This is a genomic window from Nocardia sp. N2S4-5 (assembly GCF_044628355.1).
GTDB lineage: Bacteria > Actinomycetota > Actinomycetes > Mycobacteriales > Mycobacteriaceae > Nocardia > Nocardia wallacei_B.
On the sequence record NZ_JBIUPM010000001.1, the window covers coordinates 579,085 to 598,196 of the forward strand.

The 19,112-nt window shown below is 64.4% G+C and carries 18 protein-coding genes and 1 pseudogene; 13 read left to right on the plus strand and 6 right to left on the minus strand.

The features are described from left to right. Window positions 1-57: 57 nt before the first annotated feature. Window positions 58-1,779, plus strand: a complete 1,722-nt coding sequence (locus ACFMRZ_RS02725) for a hypothetical protein (protein WP_400177750.1) — start codon at window positions 58-60, stop codon at window positions 1,777-1,779. A gap of 135 nt (window positions 1,780-1,914) precedes the next feature. After that, on the plus strand, window positions 1,915-2,844 hold the full coding sequence (locus ACFMRZ_RS02730; protein ID WP_400177751.1) for a terpene synthase family protein: 930 nt from the start codon (window positions 1,915-1,917) through the stop codon (window positions 2,842-2,844). Window positions 2,845-2,929: 85 nt separating this feature from the next. Here ACFMRZ_RS02730 and ACFMRZ_RS02735 read toward each other — a convergent pair whose 3' ends face one another. After that, complete coding sequence (locus ACFMRZ_RS02735; RefSeq protein ID WP_400177752.1) at window positions 2,930-4,630, minus strand: hypothetical protein; 1,701 nt, start codon at window positions 4,628-4,630, stop codon at window positions 2,930-2,932. 1,216 nt (window positions 4,631-5,846) lie between these two features. On the opposite strand from ACFMRZ_RS02735, the pseudogene ACFMRZ_RS02740 reads away from it, so the two are divergent. The 5 genes and pseudogenes from ACFMRZ_RS02740 to ACFMRZ_RS02760 form a co-directional block, all read left to right on the plus strand. Next, window positions 5,847-6,095 (plus strand): annotated as a pseudogene (locus ACFMRZ_RS02740) (cytochrome P450); the annotation flags it as partial. 150 nt (window positions 6,096-6,245) lie between these two features. After that, a complete protein-coding gene (locus ACFMRZ_RS02745; RefSeq protein WP_400182754.1) occupies window positions 6,246-7,919 on the plus strand; it encodes an AMP-binding protein in 1,674 nt (557 codons plus the stop codon). After that, the gene (locus ACFMRZ_RS02750; protein ID WP_400177753.1) at window positions 7,916-8,182 is read left to right on the plus strand and encodes an acyl carrier protein; all 267 of its coding nucleotides are present in this window, start codon (window positions 7,916-7,918) and stop codon (window positions 8,180-8,182) included. Before ACFMRZ_RS02745 ends, ACFMRZ_RS02750 begins: the two co-directional genes overlap by 4 nt. Next, window positions 8,173-9,264, plus strand: a complete 1,092-nt coding sequence (locus ACFMRZ_RS02755; RefSeq protein WP_400177754.1) for an SDR family oxidoreductase — start codon at window positions 8,173-8,175, stop codon at window positions 9,262-9,264. The genes ACFMRZ_RS02750 and ACFMRZ_RS02755 overlap by 10 nt, the downstream gene beginning before the upstream one ends. 19 nt (window positions 9,265-9,283) lie before the next feature. Further along, complete coding sequence (locus ACFMRZ_RS02760) at window positions 9,284-9,718, plus strand: nuclear transport factor 2 family protein (protein WP_400177755.1); 435 nt, start codon at window positions 9,284-9,286, stop codon at window positions 9,716-9,718. A 521-nt stretch (window positions 9,719-10,239) separates the two neighbouring features. Here the strand turns inward: ACFMRZ_RS02760 and ACFMRZ_RS02765 are convergent. Next, window positions 10,240-11,397: a hypothetical protein gene (locus ACFMRZ_RS02765; RefSeq protein WP_400177756.1), complete on the minus strand. Its 1,158-nt coding sequence runs from the start codon at window positions 11,395-11,397 to the stop codon at window positions 10,240-10,242. 5 nt (window positions 11,398-11,402) lie between these two features. After that, entirely contained in the window at window positions 11,403-12,395 is a 993-nt protein-coding gene (locus ACFMRZ_RS02770; protein ID WP_400177757.1) for a hypothetical protein, read from the minus strand. Between the two features lie 460 nt (window positions 12,396-12,855). Here ACFMRZ_RS02770 and ACFMRZ_RS02775 point away from each other — a divergent pair, with 460 nt between their 5' ends. Next, window positions 12,856-13,317 carry a hypothetical protein gene (locus ACFMRZ_RS02775; RefSeq protein WP_400177758.1) on the plus strand — a complete coding sequence of 154 codons (462 nt, stop codon included), beginning with the start codon at window positions 12,856-12,858 and terminating at the stop codon, window positions 13,315-13,317. 144 nt (window positions 13,318-13,461) lie between these two features. On the opposite strand, the gene ACFMRZ_RS02780 is transcribed toward ACFMRZ_RS02775, so the two are convergent. Continuing rightward, window positions 13,462-13,902 carry a MarR family winged helix-turn-helix transcriptional regulator gene (locus ACFMRZ_RS02780; protein ID WP_400177759.1) on the minus strand — a complete coding sequence of 147 codons (441 nt, stop codon included), beginning with the start codon at window positions 13,900-13,902 and terminating at the stop codon, window positions 13,462-13,464. Between the two features lie 177 nt (window positions 13,903-14,079). Here ACFMRZ_RS02780 and ACFMRZ_RS02785 point away from each other — a divergent pair, with 177 nt between their 5' ends. The 3 genes from ACFMRZ_RS02785 to ACFMRZ_RS02795 are packed head-to-tail and all read left to right on the plus strand — an operon-like array spanning window position 14,080 to window position 16,266. Then, complete coding sequence (locus tag ACFMRZ_RS02785; RefSeq protein ID WP_400177760.1) at window positions 14,080-14,658, plus strand: maleylpyruvate isomerase family mycothiol-dependent enzyme; 579 nt, start codon at window positions 14,080-14,082, stop codon at window positions 14,656-14,658. Continuing rightward, window positions 14,655-15,008: a YciI family protein gene (locus tag ACFMRZ_RS02790; RefSeq protein ID WP_400177761.1), complete on the plus strand. Its 354-nt coding sequence runs from the start codon at window positions 14,655-14,657 to the stop codon at window positions 15,006-15,008. The genes ACFMRZ_RS02785 and ACFMRZ_RS02790 overlap by 4 nt, the downstream gene beginning before the upstream one ends. Continuing rightward, complete coding sequence (locus tag ACFMRZ_RS02795) at window positions 15,001-16,266, plus strand: MFS transporter (protein WP_400177762.1); 1,266 nt, start codon at window positions 15,001-15,003, stop codon at window positions 16,264-16,266. Before ACFMRZ_RS02790 ends, ACFMRZ_RS02795 begins: the two co-directional genes overlap by 8 nt. A gap of 62 nt (window positions 16,267-16,328) precedes the next feature. Here the strand turns inward: ACFMRZ_RS02795 and ACFMRZ_RS02800 are convergent, their stop codons facing one another. Next, on the minus strand, window positions 16,329-16,817 hold the full coding sequence (locus ACFMRZ_RS02800) for a nuclear transport factor 2 family protein (RefSeq protein WP_400177763.1): 489 nt from the start codon (window positions 16,815-16,817) through the stop codon (window positions 16,329-16,331). An 88-nt stretch (window positions 16,818-16,905) separates the two neighbouring features. Here ACFMRZ_RS02800 and ACFMRZ_RS02805 point away from each other — a divergent pair, with 88 nt between their 5' ends. Continuing rightward, on the plus strand, window positions 16,906-17,673 hold the full coding sequence (locus tag ACFMRZ_RS02805; RefSeq protein WP_400177764.1) for a helix-turn-helix domain-containing protein: 768 nt from the start codon (window positions 16,906-16,908) through the stop codon (window positions 17,671-17,673). Between the two features lie 38 nt (window positions 17,674-17,711). Here ACFMRZ_RS02805 and ACFMRZ_RS02810 read toward each other — a convergent pair whose 3' ends face one another. Beyond that, window positions 17,712-18,629 carry a LysR family transcriptional regulator gene (locus tag ACFMRZ_RS02810; RefSeq protein ID WP_400177765.1) on the minus strand — a complete coding sequence of 306 codons (918 nt, stop codon included), beginning with the start codon at window positions 18,627-18,629 and terminating at the stop codon, window positions 17,712-17,714. Window positions 18,630-18,700: 71 nt separating this feature from the next. Between ACFMRZ_RS02810 and ACFMRZ_RS02815 the strand changes: the two genes are divergently transcribed. Then, window positions 18,701-19,111 carry a nuclear transport factor 2 family protein gene (locus ACFMRZ_RS02815; protein WP_400177766.1) on the plus strand — a complete coding sequence of 137 codons (411 nt, stop codon included), beginning with the start codon at window positions 18,701-18,703 and terminating at the stop codon, window positions 19,109-19,111. Window position 19,112 lies beyond the last annotated feature (1 nt).

A 19,112-nucleotide genomic window follows, 5' to 3' on the forward strand; every position in this document is an offset into this window, starting at 1 on the left:
GACGGCCAAGGACCCCTGCCGGCGCTGAGCGAGCGACTGCGCGCCGAGGTGGCTGCCGTGGGCGAGAACTCGAACACGCGATTCGACGACGCTCTGCTGGACGTATTGCGGCCGCGAGCGGCGATCGGGAAATCGCCGTTCGCTGAGCATCTCGCCCGGCTGCGGACAGAGCCGCACCGGTCCGGCGCGGTAACAGCGGAAGCGCCGGAGTGCAGCTACGACCCGCAGGGAATCAGGACGGTCATGCGCACCGATCCCCGAGCCTTCGGCCGGACGTTCGAGGCCAGGACCAGAGAGTGTAGTGACATCGTCGAAAATGGTTGCGCGGTCCAAGAGCACATCGACGCGATTCGCACCTGTGGTGCGGGGGCCGACGCCGCCGATGGCAGGCTGGTGCGTCCGGTCGCTGTCTTCGGCGAGGACGGCATCGTCCGGGAGGTAGTCGAACGTGCCCGGGCCGGAGCCAACGGCGGGGACAGTACGAAATCAGCCGGCCTGGATACCTGCTCGCACCCATTGTGGCAGCGGGTGTCGGAGGAGTACGGACTGCAGGGGACTGCGGGAGCCCCGACGTTCGCCTGCGGCGCCTGGCTCGGCGGCCTCAGTACCGGCGAGTACGGCGACTGGCGTCAGGATTACCTGTGCACCTTGATCTACGGGTTCTATCTCGAATACAACCTGGACACGATCGGCGGCGATCAGCGCAATGACGTTCTTCGCGACCTGGCGTGCATGTGGGAAATGCCGGGCCTACCGCCGGAATTGCGCGCCAGGAAGGCACACATGCTGTGCAACATGGCGTACTTCGACCGCAAGCGCCGAAGCGAGGCTGCGCTGCGCACGCGTCCCACCACCGGAATGACGGCGTGGGTATTCGACAACCGGGATCTGTGGCGCGACTACAAGGCCTGCGACTCCGCGCTATTCGGTCACTATCTGTCTTTCCGTCCCGGCACCGTGGGCCGTGACGATTTGATGGTCGCCGGAGTGGTGAACGACTGGATCGATATCGGCCCCGACCTACGCAACGGTGAGTGCGCCCAGAGCGTCTTGGCGCTGACCAGAGGATCAATCGCCGGTTCCGACCTCCTGCAGTGCTATGAACGCTCGGTGTGGATGCTCAATGCGCAGCTCACGCCGTCGGCTGATATCGCGCCGGAGCGCTTCTCGGCCTCCGCGCTCACCATGTCGACCTGTGTGTGGGGCATGGCCAACCACCGACACGACATCTGGCGCTATTACTCGATCGCCGCCGAAGCACGCGCGTACACGCGAAGCCTCGACCTCTACAGATCCTGTCAGTTCGCGGACTGCTATTCCGAGGACCTACGACCCACGACACCGGTTACCGCCGCGCGAATCACCGTGCCGCGCCGCACTATACGTTACGACTGCACAATTGCGGGGGCACGGCACTGCGGTGAAATCGAGATTCACACGGCGGTGGCGGACGCAGTCGAGAGCGGTGTCTTCCCCACAGCGGCTCTGGAATATCAGCTGATCGTTCCGATGCTGTTGTTCCGGAGGTCGATCACCGCGACGGAGTTCCTTTCTCATATGGACCGGTCGTACTGCAAGCATCACGCTGTCGTCCTGGACGCCGCCCATCGCTCACGATTCAGCACGGAATTCGTCACCGCGCTCATTTTTCTGGTGATGGAACAATGGTGGTCCGGCATCCTGTTCGCGATCGGCGTCGGAAGCCTGGTGGAAGCACAACCCGGAAAGACCGGCAACGATCGGGCCTACCCGGAAGACGCCTCTCGTCCTTGCAATTGACATGCCCCTGAAGGGATCGCGCACATGACACATCGACAACCGACGGGAGAAGTGGGCCCCGTGGCTGGGTTGCTGTGTCCGATTGCCGCGCGGTGTGCCAGCCGGGAGAACAGACAGCGAGCGCAGGATGCCGCCGTGGCCTGGGCGCAGACCGCGGGACCGGCGCGCACCCATGCCCAGGTGTCGCGGGCTGCGGCGTGGAATGTGGCAGAGTTCGCCGGCCGGGTGTACTGCGGCGCGGGTGATTTGGCACTGGCGGCGCAATGGATCATGTGGATGAATATCGTCGACGACAGAGTGGAGACCCTGTCCGAACCGGAGATCGCCGCGGCGCTGGCACCGATCACCAACGTTCTCGCCCAGGACGACCCGGCCGCCGGACGCGGTGCCGGCCCGTTCGCCGAATCGTTCGCGGACCTGTGGCAGCGGACCCGAACCGGGATGCCGGACGAATGGCGGTCCCGTGTGGCCGGTATCTGGACCCGGTGCGCGGACAGCATGGGTTGGGAAGCCGCCAACCGCCGCGCCGGGCGCGCACCGCTGCTGGACGACTACATCGCCAACCGGGCGACCGCCGGAGCGACCTACCTGGCCCTGATACTCACCGAGGGGCTGGGCACCGCCTGCCTGCCCGCCGAGCTCTACTATGCCGGGCCACTGTCGGCGCTGCGCGGGCTGGCCGCAGACCACATCTGCTGGGCCAACGACCTGCTGTCGCTGGAACGTGAAGAACAACGAGGCGACGTCCACAACCTCGTGCTCGTCCTGGAGCGCACCTACGACCACGACCGGCCCACCGCGCTGGCCGAGGCCACCCGCATGACCAACGAGCGCATGTACGCCATAAGGCTGTTGGCCGATCGGATCAGGGACTACGAGGACGCGGTCGGACTGCCGGACGATCATCGTCGGCGTCTGGACCGCTCGGTCGACGATCTCCTGGCCTGGGTCGCGGGAAGCTTGCAGTTCCATACACTGTCCACACGCCACGTCGACCATCGATCCGGCCCCGAGAACCCGTTCTCCGCAGCGTATCCCGAAGGTGAAACGGACCCTTTCCGGTAGGAAGGCTGTAGTGAGCGTGGGAGTGGATTCGTGGCTCGACCGGCACCAAGCGCTATGGAGATTGGCCTGATTGCGTCTCGGTATCTCACCCGTCGAGCCAGTCACCTTCCACGAGCGTGCGGGCATGGCCGAGGCAGTTCCAGAGGAAGTGTGGATGGGCGCAGCCGAACATGTAGGCGAGCAGAGCGGTGTCTTCCTTGCCGGTGGGGATTTGGTGGAGGTTGTGGAACAGCTCCGCTCCGACGGCTGCGGAGTCGGTCTGGATACAGCGTGGGCGGGTTTGGTCACGCGTCAGAGTGGCGGTCACTGCGGTGATGTAGGTGCGGGACAGGATCTCCCAGGTGGTGTCGGTGTTGCCGTGCCAAGGCCCGTGAAGGGCTTCGAAGGCGGCCAGTTCTTTGCAGAACAGCGGCCAAGTCACGGGGTTCTCGCGGTAGCAGCGGTCGGCGAGTTCAGCGGCGTGGTCGGAGAGGACGTCGACGGCCGGCTGGGGTCCGAAGGCGAGGTCGACGGTGTCGGCCAGCAGGCCGGTGCATGCGTTGGGACGCAGCTTGCACAATAGGCAATCGTCGTGAGATCGGGGCGCGACGATGCCGTCGAACCACAGAGCGTGGCGGCCTGTCAGGCCCATCCACACGATGTTGGTCAGAGGCAGCCAGGTGTTCCACATCAGACCGTGGGCTTCGGGCGTACAACCGTATTTGATCGAGGCGATGACGCATGCCGCGTGCAGCGTCTTGTCGTGGGCGGACATGGCACTGAGCCAGAAATTGCTGATTTCTCCGGTGACCGCGTCGGCGCGCACGTCGGTCATGTCGTCCATGACGCGGGCCAGAACGAGTGCGGCGAGGTGTTCTTCTCGCCATAGCTCGCTGTCGGGGGAGACGTGCCAGAACAGACAATCCATCAGTTGCAGCAACCCGTAGTCGGCCTTGGCGAGCGGGTTGAACGGGTCGAGCGTGAGCTCGCCGTTGGCATGCCGGCGCAGCCAGTGCTCATCGACGCGGCGCTTGTAGTCGGCGAACAGGCCACTTACCAGGGAGCGCGCGCCGTTCACGCTGAACTGCGTGGCCAGCTGATCTCGAACGCGGCGGGTGGCTGCGCCGGTGTCCAGGGCGGCGATGACGCGCTTGTATTCGTGGAAGGTCAAGATGTCGTCCTCGTACCGCCAGCGCAGGCCGAGGTCGAGGTCGGAGTCGTTCAGCTTCCTTGCCCATACCCACCCGCCGGTCAGGACAGAGTCGAGTTCCTGACGGTAGGGCCAGGTCTTCACCGCCAGAGGAGGGCTATCACTACGCCGCCAGGCGTAATCGCCTCTCTTGCGTGGGGGCGGCACCGGTAGGCTGCTACACAAGGCGCAGTCACATTCTTGTCGATCCGTGGACGGGATCTTCTCGGCCCGTGCCCGCCACGCGCCTTCCAGTAGAGAACATGTCAGCCAGCAGATCGTGATCTCGGTTTCCACCTCGGGAAACAATCGGCCGACGGCAGCCAGGTCGGCCTGCAACTCGTTCAGCCGTGCCGTACCTGCCGAATCGGGTCTCGGCCATTGCCGCGGCACCGAATTCAACATTCCTCTGAGCCGCAACCGTTCGATGTCGGGGCCCTTCTCTCCGGACGAAGCCGCCAGCCGCGCCTGTGCGGCCTGTTCACGGAGTACGTAGTCGCCGGAGGCGGGCTGCAGATTCGCCCGAACCAGATCGGCCAGCTTCGCCCCGGCCCTCCTGACAGCCGTTCCGGTCTTCGATCTGCTCATGTCCTCCACCGAATTCGACTGCGTCGCCACTGGAGTCTCCTCTCTTCAGGACTATTTACAGATTCACTGATTGCGTATCCCCGGGACAGCATCTCGGCGCATGGTTCCGATACGGCGCGCACATACCGGAGCGGTCCATCAAGTCGTTTTTCGTCTGCGCGAGAACGATCGGGACCGTGCTCCATACAGCGGATTTCTCCTTGGCATTCCACGTCTGTCGCGGCCATTCGCGTGGATGCCGAGAATGCATAACCATTATGCGTGCCAGGACATTCAGCTCAGTCGGCGAATGGATCACTCTGGAAACCGCGGGACGCGCACGTTCGTTCCAAGCTGTTGCCGAACGTCCCGGCCGAATCGACCACCGACTGCTGGTGGATGCCATGAACGAGCGGGTCGCTACCCTGGGTCATCCCCGAATTGCGCAGTCCGCACCAGGATGGGAGCGCTATGTCGAAGATCCCCACTGAACCGTGGGATTCGTTGCAAGCGTTGTGGAGTGCCGACGGACATCGAGACCCCTATCCCTACTATCGCGCGTTGCAGGCCGAATCTCCGCTGATCCCCATCGGCCCCCGCCGTGTGATGGCACTCGGCTTCGCGGTATGCGATGAAGTGCTCCGTGGAACGGACGTGTTCCGAGTGTGCGGGGCCGAATGGGCGGACCATGCGTGGGAAGGTTGGCGTGCTCATCCGGCGATCGGAAGCGTCTTCAATCAGTTGAATCGCCAGGATCCGCCCGATAATCAACCGGCGCGGCGACTGCTGAGCAAGTTCTTCGGCCGCCGGGGGATCGCGACGCTACGCCCCATGGTCGAGGAGTTGGCCGCTCGCTACGTCGAACGATTCCATGTTTCTGCTCGTGGCCGCCCGAGCGACGCGGTGGAGCAACTGCTGCCCCTCCCTCATGCGGTGATGGCGAATATCCTCGGCATTCCCGATGCCGACCTGACACGCCTGCAGGAGTGGACGTCGGCGTTGATGGAGGCGAACGATTTCAACTATCCGGGACACGGCCTGGACAAGAGCGACGCCGCCGTCGCCGAATTCCGGGACTACGTCGAGACACGTTGTCGCGACAGTGACCTCTACCGCATGTTGGACGCGAACTGGGCGGCCGAGGATCGCGCCGACGTTCTCGACACGATCATGTTCGCCGCCGGCGCCGGGACACACACGACCGCGTCCATGCTCGGCACGGGAGTCACGATTCTGGCCGAAAACCCTTCTCTGGCACAGCAATTAGGTGACAATCCGGAAGCTCGCCAGTCCGTTCGTCGACGAAACACTGCGCTTCGATCCTCCGGTTCAGTTCACTGCGCGCTGGACCGGTCGTGCGACGGAACTGTCCGGACGGTCCTTGCCCGCTCGGACGATGGTGCTGGTTTTCCTCGGTGCGGCATGCCGGGATCCTGAACAATTCGATGAGCCGGATCGTTTCGAGCTTCGCCGATTTCAGACGACCCCACCCCCGCCGACATTGAGTTTCGGTGTGGGCCAGCACTTCTGCATCGGAGCGGGACTCGCGAAGCTCATCGGTGAGGTCACCTTTCCGATGCTCGCGCGACGCTGCACGGGACTCAGGACAGCGGGACATGCCGTTCGGACCGGCGGCCTGGTCGTCCACGGGTACGAACGTCTTCCGGTGACCGTGCCGACGGGAAGTGGCGGTGCCGGCGGCGACCCGGAGCCGGCCCGTATCGACGGCGAAACCTTGCCGGACGCGCTCGCAGCAGTAGGCCGACGCCGCCCTGACACGCCCCTCGTGTTCCCGAAGGCGGGAACGGAGACGACGGCCGCGGACATGGTCGTTCGGGCGACACGGGTGGCCAACTCTCTCTACTCGGCGGGCGTCCGCCGTGGAGACTGCGTCGCGCTGCTGGTTCCGTCGGGCCCCCAGGTCCTTCTGGGACTGCTGGCGATCACCGGTATCGGCGCGGCCGTGAGCGTCATGCCGACCCGGCCGTTCGCCGACCCGAGCATCGACGCCGCCCACATCGACACGATCATGGCAGCCGCAGATATCCGCACCTTGGTGGCAGATCCGCATTACGACACTCTCGTCGGCGAATTGCGGTGCCGCAATCCACAATTGCGCTGCTTGCCGATGACGGAGGGGCCGGCACGACCACTGCCGGGTTCCGGCCCGAACCCCGATGACCTCGCGGTCGTTCAGTTCACTTCGGGCAGCACCGCGCAACCGAAGGGGGTCACCCTGTCGCATCGCACTGTTCTGGCCGGACTCCGCAGCATCCTGACCTCCGCGCGGGTCACCGAGAGCGACAGCCTCGTGCAATGGGTGCCACACCACCACGACATGGGCCTGTTCACCCCCTTGGGGTACTGGCTCGCGGGATTGCCGACACACACCTTCACGCCGGCCTCCTTCATCAAGGATCCACTGGCGTTCCTGCGGTACTTCGCCGCCGCGGGCGCGACAACGATGACCGGTCCCGACTTCGCCTACGAATTGCTCACCGAAGCTGTCCGCGCACGGCCCCCGGAAGACATGAACCTGGCCCGCTGGCGGATCGCCTACAACGGAGCAGAACCGGTCCGCGCCCGGACCGTCGCCGAATTCACCTCGACCATGCGCCCGTACGGTGCCGCCGAATCGACCATGTACCCGGTCTACGGACTCGCCGAGGCGACACTGGCGGCCGCATTCCCCGAGCCAGGCTCCACACCCCGGATCGTTCACATCGATCCCGGCCGGCTCGCCGAAGACGCACAGGCTGTCGAGGTCGGCCCCGAAAGCACTGGTGCCAGCGCACTGGTGTCGGTCGGTGCACCGGTCGATGGCCTCCGATTGCGGCTGGTGACCGAGCAGGGAGGACCGGCGGTCGACGGGCAACTCGGCGAGATCCAATTGTGTGGTCCCGCAGTGACTTCGGGATATTTCCGGGCGCCCGAACACACCGCCGAGGCGTTCGACGGCCGGTGGCTGCGCACCGGAGACACGGGTTTCCAGCTCGACGACGATCTCTTTGTCGCCGGACGCCGCAAAGACATGATCATCGTTCACGGCCGCAATTTCTTCCCCGAAGACGCCGAGGCGGTCGCCTCCACTGTGCCGGGAGTCCGTCAACGACGCTGCGTGGCGTTCTCCGAGGACGCGGAGATGGTCATCGCCGTCGAAAGCCGGGACGGCGTGAACGCCGGCGAGCTGACCACGGAGATTCACAGACGGGTCGTCCGCCGACTCGGCCTCGACCGGATCCGGGTCCGAGTGGTACCGCGCGGGTCGATACCTCGTACCACCAGCGGCAAGGTGCGGCGGGCAGCCGCGAAAACACTGCTATCGGAGGAGACGAAATGACCACTTACGCTGACGAAATCGAATACCGAGACGTCGTGGACCGCCTCACACAATGGTGCAGCGAGGTCTTCGCCGCATCAGTGCACGACCTCGACGACAACACGGTGATGATGGACATCGAGGGAGCCGACTCGGTCCGCATGCTGCGCCTGCTCAGCCTCGTGGAACAACACTTCGACGTCCAGCTCATGACCGACGAACTCCCGATGGCCCGCACCGTAGGCCAGCTGGCAGAGCAGGTGGTGCACGTCCGATGCCGATGAAGGTCGAGTTGGTGACCGGCGCGACCGGGATGCTCGGCAGCGCACTGGTGCTCGAACTGCTGTCCCGTACCGATTCCGACATCCGCTGCCTGGTCCGAGCGCGCGACGCGGCATCGGCCGCGGCGAAACTGTGGAAAGCGCTGGCGGCCACCACCGACGATCTCGGCCTGGAAGCCGGGCTGCAACTACGGGATGCTCGAAGTCGCGTGCAGGCAGTGCCCGGCGACATCGGCGTACCCGGTTGTGGCCTCTCGTCCCACGAGCGCATTTCGCGCGTGTGGCACTGTGCCGCCACGCTGCGCTACGAATCCGCGTTCGCCGCGGAAACCCACCACGCCAATGTCACGGGAACGGGCAACGTGGTGGCCGCAGCCCGAGCAAACGAGGCCGAACTCGTCCACGTCAGCACCGCCTATGTCAGCGGCACTCGTCGCGGAGTCCAATTCGAACTGCTGCCCGACCCGCGGCAGCGTTTCAACAACACGTACGAACAGACCAAAGCCGTTGCCGAACACGTTGTTGCGCAATCTCGGTTGAACTGGCGTATCGTCCGCCCCAGCGCTGTGATCGCGAGCAGCCGGACCCGCCGCACCGGACACACCTCCGGACTGTACGACCTCGCTGCGAAGGTCCAGCGATTCCGCCGCCAATATCAGCGCAGATACGGAGCGATACTCGAGGCGCGGCCCATCCGGCTGTGCGGCGATGAGAACTGCGAGATCAACCTCGTCCCCCTCGATTACGCGGCCTCGGCCATCGTCCGAACCGGGCTCGCCGGTCCACCTCACACCATCTTCCACACCACCAACCCCAGCGCGCCCCGGGCACGTGAGGTCTACGACGCGGTGCTCGCCGCGGCCGACCTCATGCCGCCCCAATTCGTCGAGGAGGCAGACGATCTCGACGCAGTGGACCGACTGCTGGCGAACACGATCGCCTTCCATTATCCATACATCATCTCGGACAAGTCATTCGACCAGACCCACACCGAAAGCGTGGTCGGCGCAGGCGCACTCGCGTTCCACGCATCCATCGACGTGATTGACGAACTGCTGAATCCACGAGAACCGTCACATCGATAAGCACACCCGGGAGCACGCTATGTCCACGCAGTCGAACCTCGACATCGTCCAGCAATGGATGACCTTGTACAACACCGATGTCCACCGCATGATAGACGAAAGCTATGCCGACACCTTCCGCGTAGTGTGTCCCGGCCTCCTGGAAATCACGGACAAGAAGAACTTCCACGAGATCGAGCAGCACGTGCTCGACGCCGCGCCCGATCGGAAATTCCGCATCGACGACAGCATCACGACCGGCAACAAAGTCATCGTGGAATGCGTCCTCTTCGGCACCGACCCGCACGACGGCCACACCTGGCACACCCCCTGGTGCGCGATCCTCACCATCGACAATGGACAAGTCGTCGAGGACCACAGCTACATCGACGCGACGAACTGGCCCGGAGTCCCGACCATGCCAACCGAACTCGTGACGGTCCACGCCGTCGGGACGGCGGTAGGGCCCGCATGAGAGATCGTGCGTCTACGACGGGACTTTGTCGATGTGCTGGGCCATCCGTGTACACCGCCGCGGTAATCCTGCGCGGCGGCAACCACTTCGACCTCACCACGCGGCCTCGACCTCGTGACCTGGTACACCACCGTCTGGTTCGACAAATACCTCCACCACGACCCCACCGCCGACACCCCGACTGATCGACACCCCCTGGCGAAATAACCCCGCCACCGGCACATCTCGCCCGCCGTCGCATCAACCGTATGACCAGCCAGATCCTGCCAAGATCTTGACTCGGGACACTGTTCGCGCGTCGAGCTTTCTGGCAATTCCACGTCGTCGCCTGTGCAGCCCTGGTCTGGAAGCGAGCCCGACGATGGCGAATGCGCATCGCTGCAGCGGCGGTACGGCTCACCGCTGCCGATCTGGTGCTGCGCGTAGCCGACCGGCTCGGCGAAGGTGCCTAGAGTGTCGAGTCCGTCTCGCGCGGCTCTCCAGAACGTGTCGTTGAGCCGCATAGCAAAGGGTGGACACATTCAGGATTCTGTCGCGTTCGAAACGCGAGCGACCTGGTCGGCCCAGTGCTGATGAAACCGGTCCATATCGGGCAATGCGCTGTCCGTCGCAAAGGAGACCGAAAGGTTCTCCCCGTAGGTCAGTGCCAGCGCGGCGACTGGGTATCCGTTTGGGGCCACCACGATCGGATCCATCCGTACCACGGGGTCGCCACGATAGGACAATGCGTGGCGAAGCCGGAAACTGGACGCCACGACCGTCGCGTAGGCCGGGTCGAGCAGCCGCGGCAGACTTCGGAGGAGAAGTCGGCGTGGTGCGAGATCGAGCAGCACGCGCAGCGCCTGCCGGGTGCCGGGTTCTCGTATCGGATTCATCACGCGGGCAACCGATTCCGGGTGCGGTGCCCGCACCCTGATGCGTAGCGGTGCGGTGTGGTTTCCGGGATCCGCGGCCTGGCGCGGGCGGCGGACGTTGACCGGGACCAGGACCTCGATACCGGAATCCGGGCTGGGCACACCGTGCTCACTCAGCCAGCGTCCGACGGCACCGGCCATTGCGGCTATGTACACGTCGTTGCGGGTGGCCCGCGGATGGTCCAGGTCTCCGGCCGCCGTGCGTGACCAGTGGTATGCGCGTTGCGGGCTATGGCCGTAGGCCGCGATCGGCCAAGTCGTCGAGCGGGAGAACGATCCTGCCAAACGGCTTGCCGCTGCCGGGATTCGGGGAATCACGGCGGCCGGGCGCCGGTCCGGCACCACGGCAGAGGATGCCGGGACCGGCCCGAGCACCACCTCCACCAGGTGCGCCAAGGCACCGTAGTCGAATACGCAGTGATCCACCCGGAAACACAGCGCGTACGACAGCGGCTCGTAACCGTCGACGACGATGAGGTCCCAGCGTGGGCCGTCGTGTGGCAGCGGTGTCGTGGTCAGGTCGCGGGCGGCGTCGTCCCATACCGGGACGGTCCAGTGGTGAATTCTGGTGTCCAGCTGCGGGGATTCGACGATCCAGCGGTCGGCAAGCGACGTGCGCAGTGTCGGCGTCCGGCCGAGAATGCTACCGATATGCCCGATGAGTTCGGATGTCGTCGGTGCGGCACCGGTCAGATGGGCGATGGCGCCGATCATCAACGGCGGATCGGTCCTGACGGCGAAGTCCAGAATTGTCGGTGGTCGCATTCGTTTTACCTCCGTGCGTCTGGCTTCGGTGCGAAATGGTTCTGTAGGGCGAGAGGTTCGGCCGATCGGTAGCGGCCCGCGAATCGATGCCATTCGTAGTTTCCGCGGGTGAAAGCAAGCAGCGCACCGAGATATCGGGCGACCGTGTCACTTTCGGCCTCGGACAGCCCCAGCGACCGTGACAGCCGGGGGACCTTTCCGGTCAACTCGAGCAGCGCGCGGCACTGTTCACCGGCGCGGTCGACCACGAGCCGCACGGCGTCGTCCAGCGATATCGCGCGGTCGGTCGCGAGGGCGACGACCAGGTTGCTCAGTCGAGCCTCCGAACCTATCTCCTTGTCCAGCGAATACACATCCTGCACACCAATGATGATGTCGGTGACCAGGTTTCGAATGGAATGCACAAGACTGCTGTGCCACACCAGGGGTGGTACCTCGCCGCACGACAGTTCGGCGAGGTCGTACAAGGTCTCCGTCCCGACGGACTTGCGCCGCACGAGAAGAAGATCCTCCGGCGACAGAACGCTCCCTATCAGGCGATCGACGGCCTCCGAGCGATACGACGCGAAGTACTGCGTCCAACTGATCCGGGCCCGTCGCCGCCACGCCGCCGACATGTTTCGCGTCGACCGCAGCCAGCAGTCCCGGAAGCCGTGGACCAGCGGAGACGGGCAGGACGCGGCCGCACCTTCGGTCAGCGCTTCCAGGGCGACGATCGTGTTCTCGGCGGCGGTATCGAAACCGCCGGTGTCGAATTGGTCGTCGAATACGAAGAACCAGCCCAAGATATCGCAGCACAGATCCAGGTAATCACCGCTCCCGTAGGGGAAGTAGAAGGCTACGGCGTCGGCCACCTGGTTCTCCAGGTACCGTCGCTCGGCTGATCCATCGGAGATCAGGCCGAACCGGCGCATCCAGTGGAGGTTGTACGTCATCGCCCGCCCCGCATCCGGATTGATCTCCAGACCTATCGGAATATCGAACGTCGCCCGCGGCATCGGCCACCTCTCTCACCGGAACGTTCCAGCACCCGGCGACCAGGCGTGGCACGGAACCGGAGATTGATCCAACCCTGACAGGGTCGACCACGGCGGTCCGGGATCGTCCCGCGCGGGACGCATGATGGTTATACGCCCGGCACATATCAGCCGGGCACGTGCCGGAATACGCTGTGCGGCGTCGCAACTCGTTCCCGGCGAGTCGGTTCGTCGCCGTCTGCGCGACGGCACCGACGAGGAGTCGCGGTCGGCGCCCGCCGGGTGGGTGGACCGGGTCGATGGTCGTCGCGCGGCGGCTCGGTTCCGTCGAGGAGTTCGGGCGGATTTGCCTCGAGAAGGCGGGAGATCTGGAAGCCCGTCCATGTGATGGATCTACCGCGTAGCCTGGGGCGTCGGCACCGTCTCGATTCTGTGTCGAGGCCGCCAGGGCATGTGCTGAACAGTTGGTTTGGAGGAGTAGTTGATCGACCCTCAGACCGATCGGAAACCCGAACTCGGCGTCACCCTGTTCATTGCGGGCGTCCTGGCCCTCCTCGGCGGGCTGACCATTTTGTGGTATGTGCCCATGCTCTTACGGCTCGACTTGGATAGCGCCTACGACCCACCCAGTGCCCCCCGCGGTTTCGCGTACGTTCCCGGAGACCTGCTGCTCGGGGCCTTCGGGTTGCTGCTGACGGTTGGGGGGATCGGGATGTTTCTGCGCAAGAAGCCTGCGCGTGTTCTGCTCGGGGTGGGTGGCATCGGCATTTTTGCCTTGTCGGTCATCACCGTTCGAGTCGGCGACTCCGTTTTGGTAACCGTCGATTTCCTGCGAGTGCCGTCGCTCGGCGTGGCATTCAGCATCACGCTGCTGGTACTGACATTCCTGCCGAGCATCTCGCGCTCTTCGATGTATCGGCTGATCCGCGCTGAGCGCCGCTGAAGTGAGTGTCGCGCCAACGGTGGCGGCGTACAACAAGGCCAGCTGAGATCGCTTGGCGTGGCCGGTATCTGAGCCTGCGCGCTGCGGCTCGGTGCGCCCAGAGGGCCGGCGCCCCCACTCGGCCGCAAAGCCTGTGGTCTCGTGTCATTCACAAGCTTTGGCGAGCCGGGCGAGCAGGTGCCGGAGGTTCGTGGCGTCGGTTGCGGAGAAGGTTGTGTGGAGAAGCTCGTCTTCCATTGCCCTGATGCTCAGCCTGACTTCGGTGAGCAGGGCGCTCCCGCTGGGGGTGATGCAGACGGTGCGCTGGCGCTGGTCGCGTGATCGCCGTCGGCTGATGAGTCCCCGTGCTACGAGGTCGTCCAGGTGCTGCCCCAGTCGAGTGGGGTCGCGTCGTGTCCGGCGCGACAGTTCCCGCTGAGACACCGCTGCGCTCGAGGCTACTTCGGTCATGATGGCGTATTCCCACATGGACAGGCCGGCAGCGCTCAGGATCGGCCCCTCCAGAGCGGCTAGACGGGGCAGTACGCGGGCCATGAGTGCGCCCAGGTCCGGCTCATCGGGCACCGTCTCGCTCGCATCGGTCATGGACAACCTCCAAATTACCGTCTACTCTCGTAGACGATCCGACCGTCTACCACGGTAGATGATTCGGGTCTCATGTCTGTACGTGTCACGTTAAGTCACCGACCTGCCGCTGTAGGTATCCGCCGACGCCCTCGCCGCGTCTCGGAGATCGAGCCCGCCGATGCGAGAGGAACCATTGTGGATGTATCCACCCTGTACACCGTTACCGAAGAACTTGCGGCCTACCTTTCCGAGGTGACCCACGCAGATCTCAAATGTGCGACGCCCGTACCCGGCCGGGATATCGGCGACCTGTACGTGCACCTCATCGATCAGAACAACGCCGTGGCCAGAGCCCTCGCGAACGAGACAGGGGGGCAACGCGATTCGATCAGCAGAGCGACTCTCGACGCCTCGGTGAATCTTTACGGCGGCGGGTTCGAAGGGCTGTATCGCCGTACCGCACAGGATATGAGGGCCGCTTTCGCGTCGCTGCGTCCTGCTGGTCAGCGTTACTCGTTCAACGGTGCCGAGGTCGATGCCGAGACACTTTATGAGGGGCAGATAAGGGATGCGGTTCTGCACACTTGGGACTTGGCGCACGCGCTCGAGCTCCCGTATCGACCGCATTCGGAGCTGGCTCTGCGGGTCCTGCACCACCTGCCGGAGCCGTCGGCCGGGAATGGCAATACCGCCTGGGAAGGCGTGCTCGGGTTGTCGGGGCGAATAGAGTCGACTCCGCGTTGGGGCGGTACTCGTTGTGAGGAGATGATGTGAAGTACGCGTTGGTGGTCTTCGAGACCGAGGAGTCGCGTCGGATGATCGCGACGAATCGGGAGGAGCATCGAAGGGCGTATCTCGAGTGGATCGCTGCGGTCGCTGCGTCCGGAAAGCTGGTAGGCGGTGACGCGCTCGACACCGAACTGGCCGTTCCGGTGGTGGTGCGGCGGGTGAACGGAGCGATGGTCGCCGGCGAAGGGACGGTGACTGGCAGGAGTGAGACTGTGGGGGGATGGTTCATTGTCGAAGTGGACAGCGCAGCGGAGGCGATCGAGTTGGCCTGCGCCATTGCGACACCTGAGGCTATCGAGGTGCGTCCGGTTCTCGAGTCGGCGGCAGATGTTTGATGTGGGCCACGATCCGGAAATGCCCGCTTCGAGGAAACAGCTCCTAGGATCGAACCGCCCCCTCGGTGCCCTGTTCACCGCCAGAACTGTGTCCTATGCCGGCGATTCGCTGAGCTTGGTTGCGCTCATGCTGCACGTTGCCGCCACCACCGGCCAAGGTCTGGCGGTCGCGCTACTGCTGCTGGTCGGTGACTTCGTGCCGTCACTGCTGAGCCCGATCGCGGGCGCGATCAGTGATCGCTTCGATCGGCGCCGCGTGATGATCACCTGTGAAATTCTCCAAGGCGCGCTCGTTCTGCTTATCGCGCTGTCGTTGCCACCGCTTCCGCTGCTGCTCCTGCTGGTCGCCGCCCGATCCACCGCAGCGAACATTTTCATGCCCGCCTCCCGTTCCGCGGTTCCGGACCTGGTCGCCGACAAGGATCTGCCGAGGGCGAACTCCGCGATCGGATTCGGCGCCAATGCCGCCGAGGCATTCGGCCCGTTCCTCGCGGCAGCGATGCTGCCGGTTCTCGGTATTCGCGGTGTACTCGTCGTCGACGCCGCGTCGTTCCTGGTATCCGCGGTTGTCCTGCTTGCGATTCCGGCGCTGCCACCGACCCGAACGGAGGGCGATACGGAATCTCTTCTCTCCCAGGCCCGCGTAGGGGTCGGTTACATCGTGCGCACCCCCGCCGTGCGCATCATCTGCCTCGGCTTCTGCGCGGTTGTCGCCTGCAACGGCGTAGATGATGTCGCGTTGGTATTGCTGGCGAAAGACACTCTGCAAACCGGTGATTCAGCAGTCGGTCTGCTCCTCGGCGCCGTGGGCATCGGCCTATTGATCGGCTACGCACTGCTCGGGCGAATCGACACCCGCCTGTCGCTGACAGTGCTGCTGGTCGGTGGCTTCTTCATCAGCAGCGCAGGAAATTTGCTCACCGGTCTGGCGTGGTCGGTGGCCGCCGCCTTCTCTGTGCAGGCCGTGCGCGGAATCGGCATCGCGGCTATGGATGTCGCGTCGAATACGCTACTGCAACGTATCGTGCCAGGTGCGCTGCTCGGTCGGGTCTTCGGAAACCTCTACGGCGCCATCGGTATCGCCGCCGCGGTGTCCTATGTCGCCGGGGGGTTCCTGCTCGACGCCACCGATGCGCCGACCACGCTGATCGCAGCGGGCGCCGGCGGCGTCATGGTCACGGCGGTGGTCGCGCTGGTCCTGCCGAGAGCGTTGCGCGGAAGTCAGCCGGAGAACTCGACAGCTCCCACCACCGGGTAAGCGACCGGGAGAGCGTGAGTTCGCCTGAGTAGCAACATCGCCCGACGTCCCACCTTCGCCGGTCACCAGGATTGTGCAGCCTGGGCGAGAATGTCCTTGTTGCCGTCCGCCCAGGTCGGGGTCATGACTACGGTGTCTATCAACCAGTCGTTCGCGCTGCGGGCGAGTTCGATCCGATAGGTTCCGCCGAGTGTCCAACGTGGTGACCCGAGCGGATTCGACATCAGATGGATCGCCTGGAACACCGCGGTGAGCACGGCCCGATCGCCGTCTACTCGAACCAGGTGATTGCCGAGTAGATGCTGGGTGGCATCAAAAGCTCCCAGCAGCTTCGACCATTCCTCCCCGACCTGCTCCGGGGTTCGGACCATCGGCTCACCGCCCCAGATCTTCGTGTAGTCCAGCACTACTGGATCGGCGAAGACCGTGGGGAGAGCATTCCAGTCCCGGACATCGACGTACCAGAACAGCCGGGTGACTGCTTCGATGATGTCGGTACGGTCTTGCGCGGTCGGCATGTGAAACTCCTTGGCGTCGTCGATGGTGCTCATGGAAACGAGCATCATGCAGTGATGGGCGGGCAACCAGGTCCGCGTTTTCCTCGTACTGCCAGTACGAGGCTGTTTGTAGACTGATCCGGTGACCGAACTCGGCCGATTTCTCTTCGCCAGGCGCAGTGGTATCGAGCCCGGTGGCGCGGGATTTCGTACCGGTAGCCGACGCCGTGTCCCGGGGTTGCGCCGCGAGGAACTGGCCCAGCTGGCGGGAATCAGTGCCGAGTACTATCAGCGTCTCGAGCAAGGGCGCGCGGCCAACCCGTCCGACCAGGTCCTCGACGCGCTCGCCGAGGCACTCGATTTGAGCCGGGTCGAACGTGAGTATTTGCGCCATCTGGCACGTCCCCCTGAGGCCGCGGAAATCGCCGGATGTGACGCCCGTCCAGAGCTGCGCCGTATGCTCGAACTGTTGGACAATGTTCCCGCTGTCATCATCACCGACACTTTCGATTTGCTGGCCTCGAATGCTCGGGCCGATGATCTTTTCGAACCTCTCGGCCGGCCTGCGAACCTGGCCCGCGCCCTGTTCACCGACGGCGCCGCACGGGAGTTCTACGTCGAGTGGGATCAGGTGGCTGCGGCAACGGCCGCACAATTGCGGATGGTCGCGGGCCGATATCCCGCAGATTCCGAGCTGTCGAAATTGATCGAGGATCTTTCGAAATGCAGCACGGATTTCGCCTCGTTGTGGGGGAGTGGGCGGGTCGACGTGCGTACGCACGGCAGCAAGAGCTTTCGGCACCCGCGTCTCGGCGTCGTCGTCGTCGACTACGAGAACTTCGACCTCCCGGGAGATCCGCGCCGACGGCTGGTCGTCTTCGCCCCGGCAAAGCCCGAATCGAGTGCGTAACCGCTGGCCCCGAGACCCGGCCGCCCTATCGGATTGCGTTATCGAATCCGACGGCGTAGTTCGGCGGACTGCTCCGCGGCGGCGTCACGGAGCGCCTCGGTGAAAAGCCGTAGGAGTGGTTCGTCGGGTATCCCTTGCCGCTGCACCAGCGTCGTAGTGCGTTGAGCGGAGGGGTGATCTATCCGGACGAGCGCGATACCGGAAGGTACCGTCGGCGCGGCAATGCCGGGAATGACGGTAACGCCCAATCCTGCGGCGACCAGGCCGAGTTTGGCAACCCAGTCCCGGGCGACAAAGGCGATGTGTGGCTTCCACGAACTGTCGCTCCACGCTCCCAGCAGCGTCGTACCGCGTTCGGTGCTTCCGGCGATCCATGGCTCATCAACAAGTTCCTCAGGTTCAATACTTGTCCGACTTGCGAAGGTGTGGTCGGAGGGAATGGCCAGGAGTAGTGGGTCGTCCAGGAGGGGGATCATTTCGATGTCGGTCGGTATGTCCTGAGGGCGGTTCACCACCGCGGCATCGATCCGCCCCCGCGCAACGGCGATCAAGAGTCGGGCGCTCAGCCCTTCCCGCAACAGTATTCGCGCGTGCGGTGTCTGCTCGGCGAGATCGGCGAGTGCCCGGGGAACCAGCGCGGCCATGGCAGTGGAGAAGGCTCCGACACGCAGGCGGGCCGGCGGTCCCGCATCGAGAGCGTGCAAGTCCTGGCGCGCAGCCTCGATTTCACCGAGAACCGCTTCGGCGCGCAGCAGCACGGCTTTGCCTGCAGCGGTAGGTGCGACACCGCGGGCGTGCCGTACGAACAACGCCCGCCCGGCCGCTTGCTCCATGAGACCGATCTGCCGGGACACGGCGGACTGCGTGTAGCCCAGTCTTTCCGCTGCTGTGGAGAACGAGCCGTGGCGGGCCGCCTCTCGCAACACTCGCAGACCAACGATTGTGAACTCAGCCATGCGTAATAGTAATACCAGTCATGCGAGACAATTGTTTGTTGCATGTCTCTTTCCTGTATAGCTTGGTCTTCGTGAGTGCTGAGAACAACAAAAATCTGCTGAGAGATATTTTCGAGCGAATGAGCCAGGGCGACGCTCGTGCGCTGAGCGAGGCGATGAGCGATGACTTCCGATGGGAATTTCCGGGAAATTGGTCATGGTCGGGGACCTGGGAACCGAAACAGGTGGTGCTCGACGGACTGCTGCGGCCACTGATGGCGCAGTTCAGCCACTACCGGGCAGAAGCAGTCCAGATCATCGCTGAGGGAGATCGTGTGGTAGTTCAGGCACGCGCGTCCGCCACGACCACCAGCGGCGACCCCTATCCGCAAAACTACTGTTTCATCTTCCGTGTCACCGATGGAAAACTAACCGAAGTGATCGAACACTGCGACACCGCACTGGTGGAACGAGTTCTCGATCGGCCGACGCGGATGTCCTGAG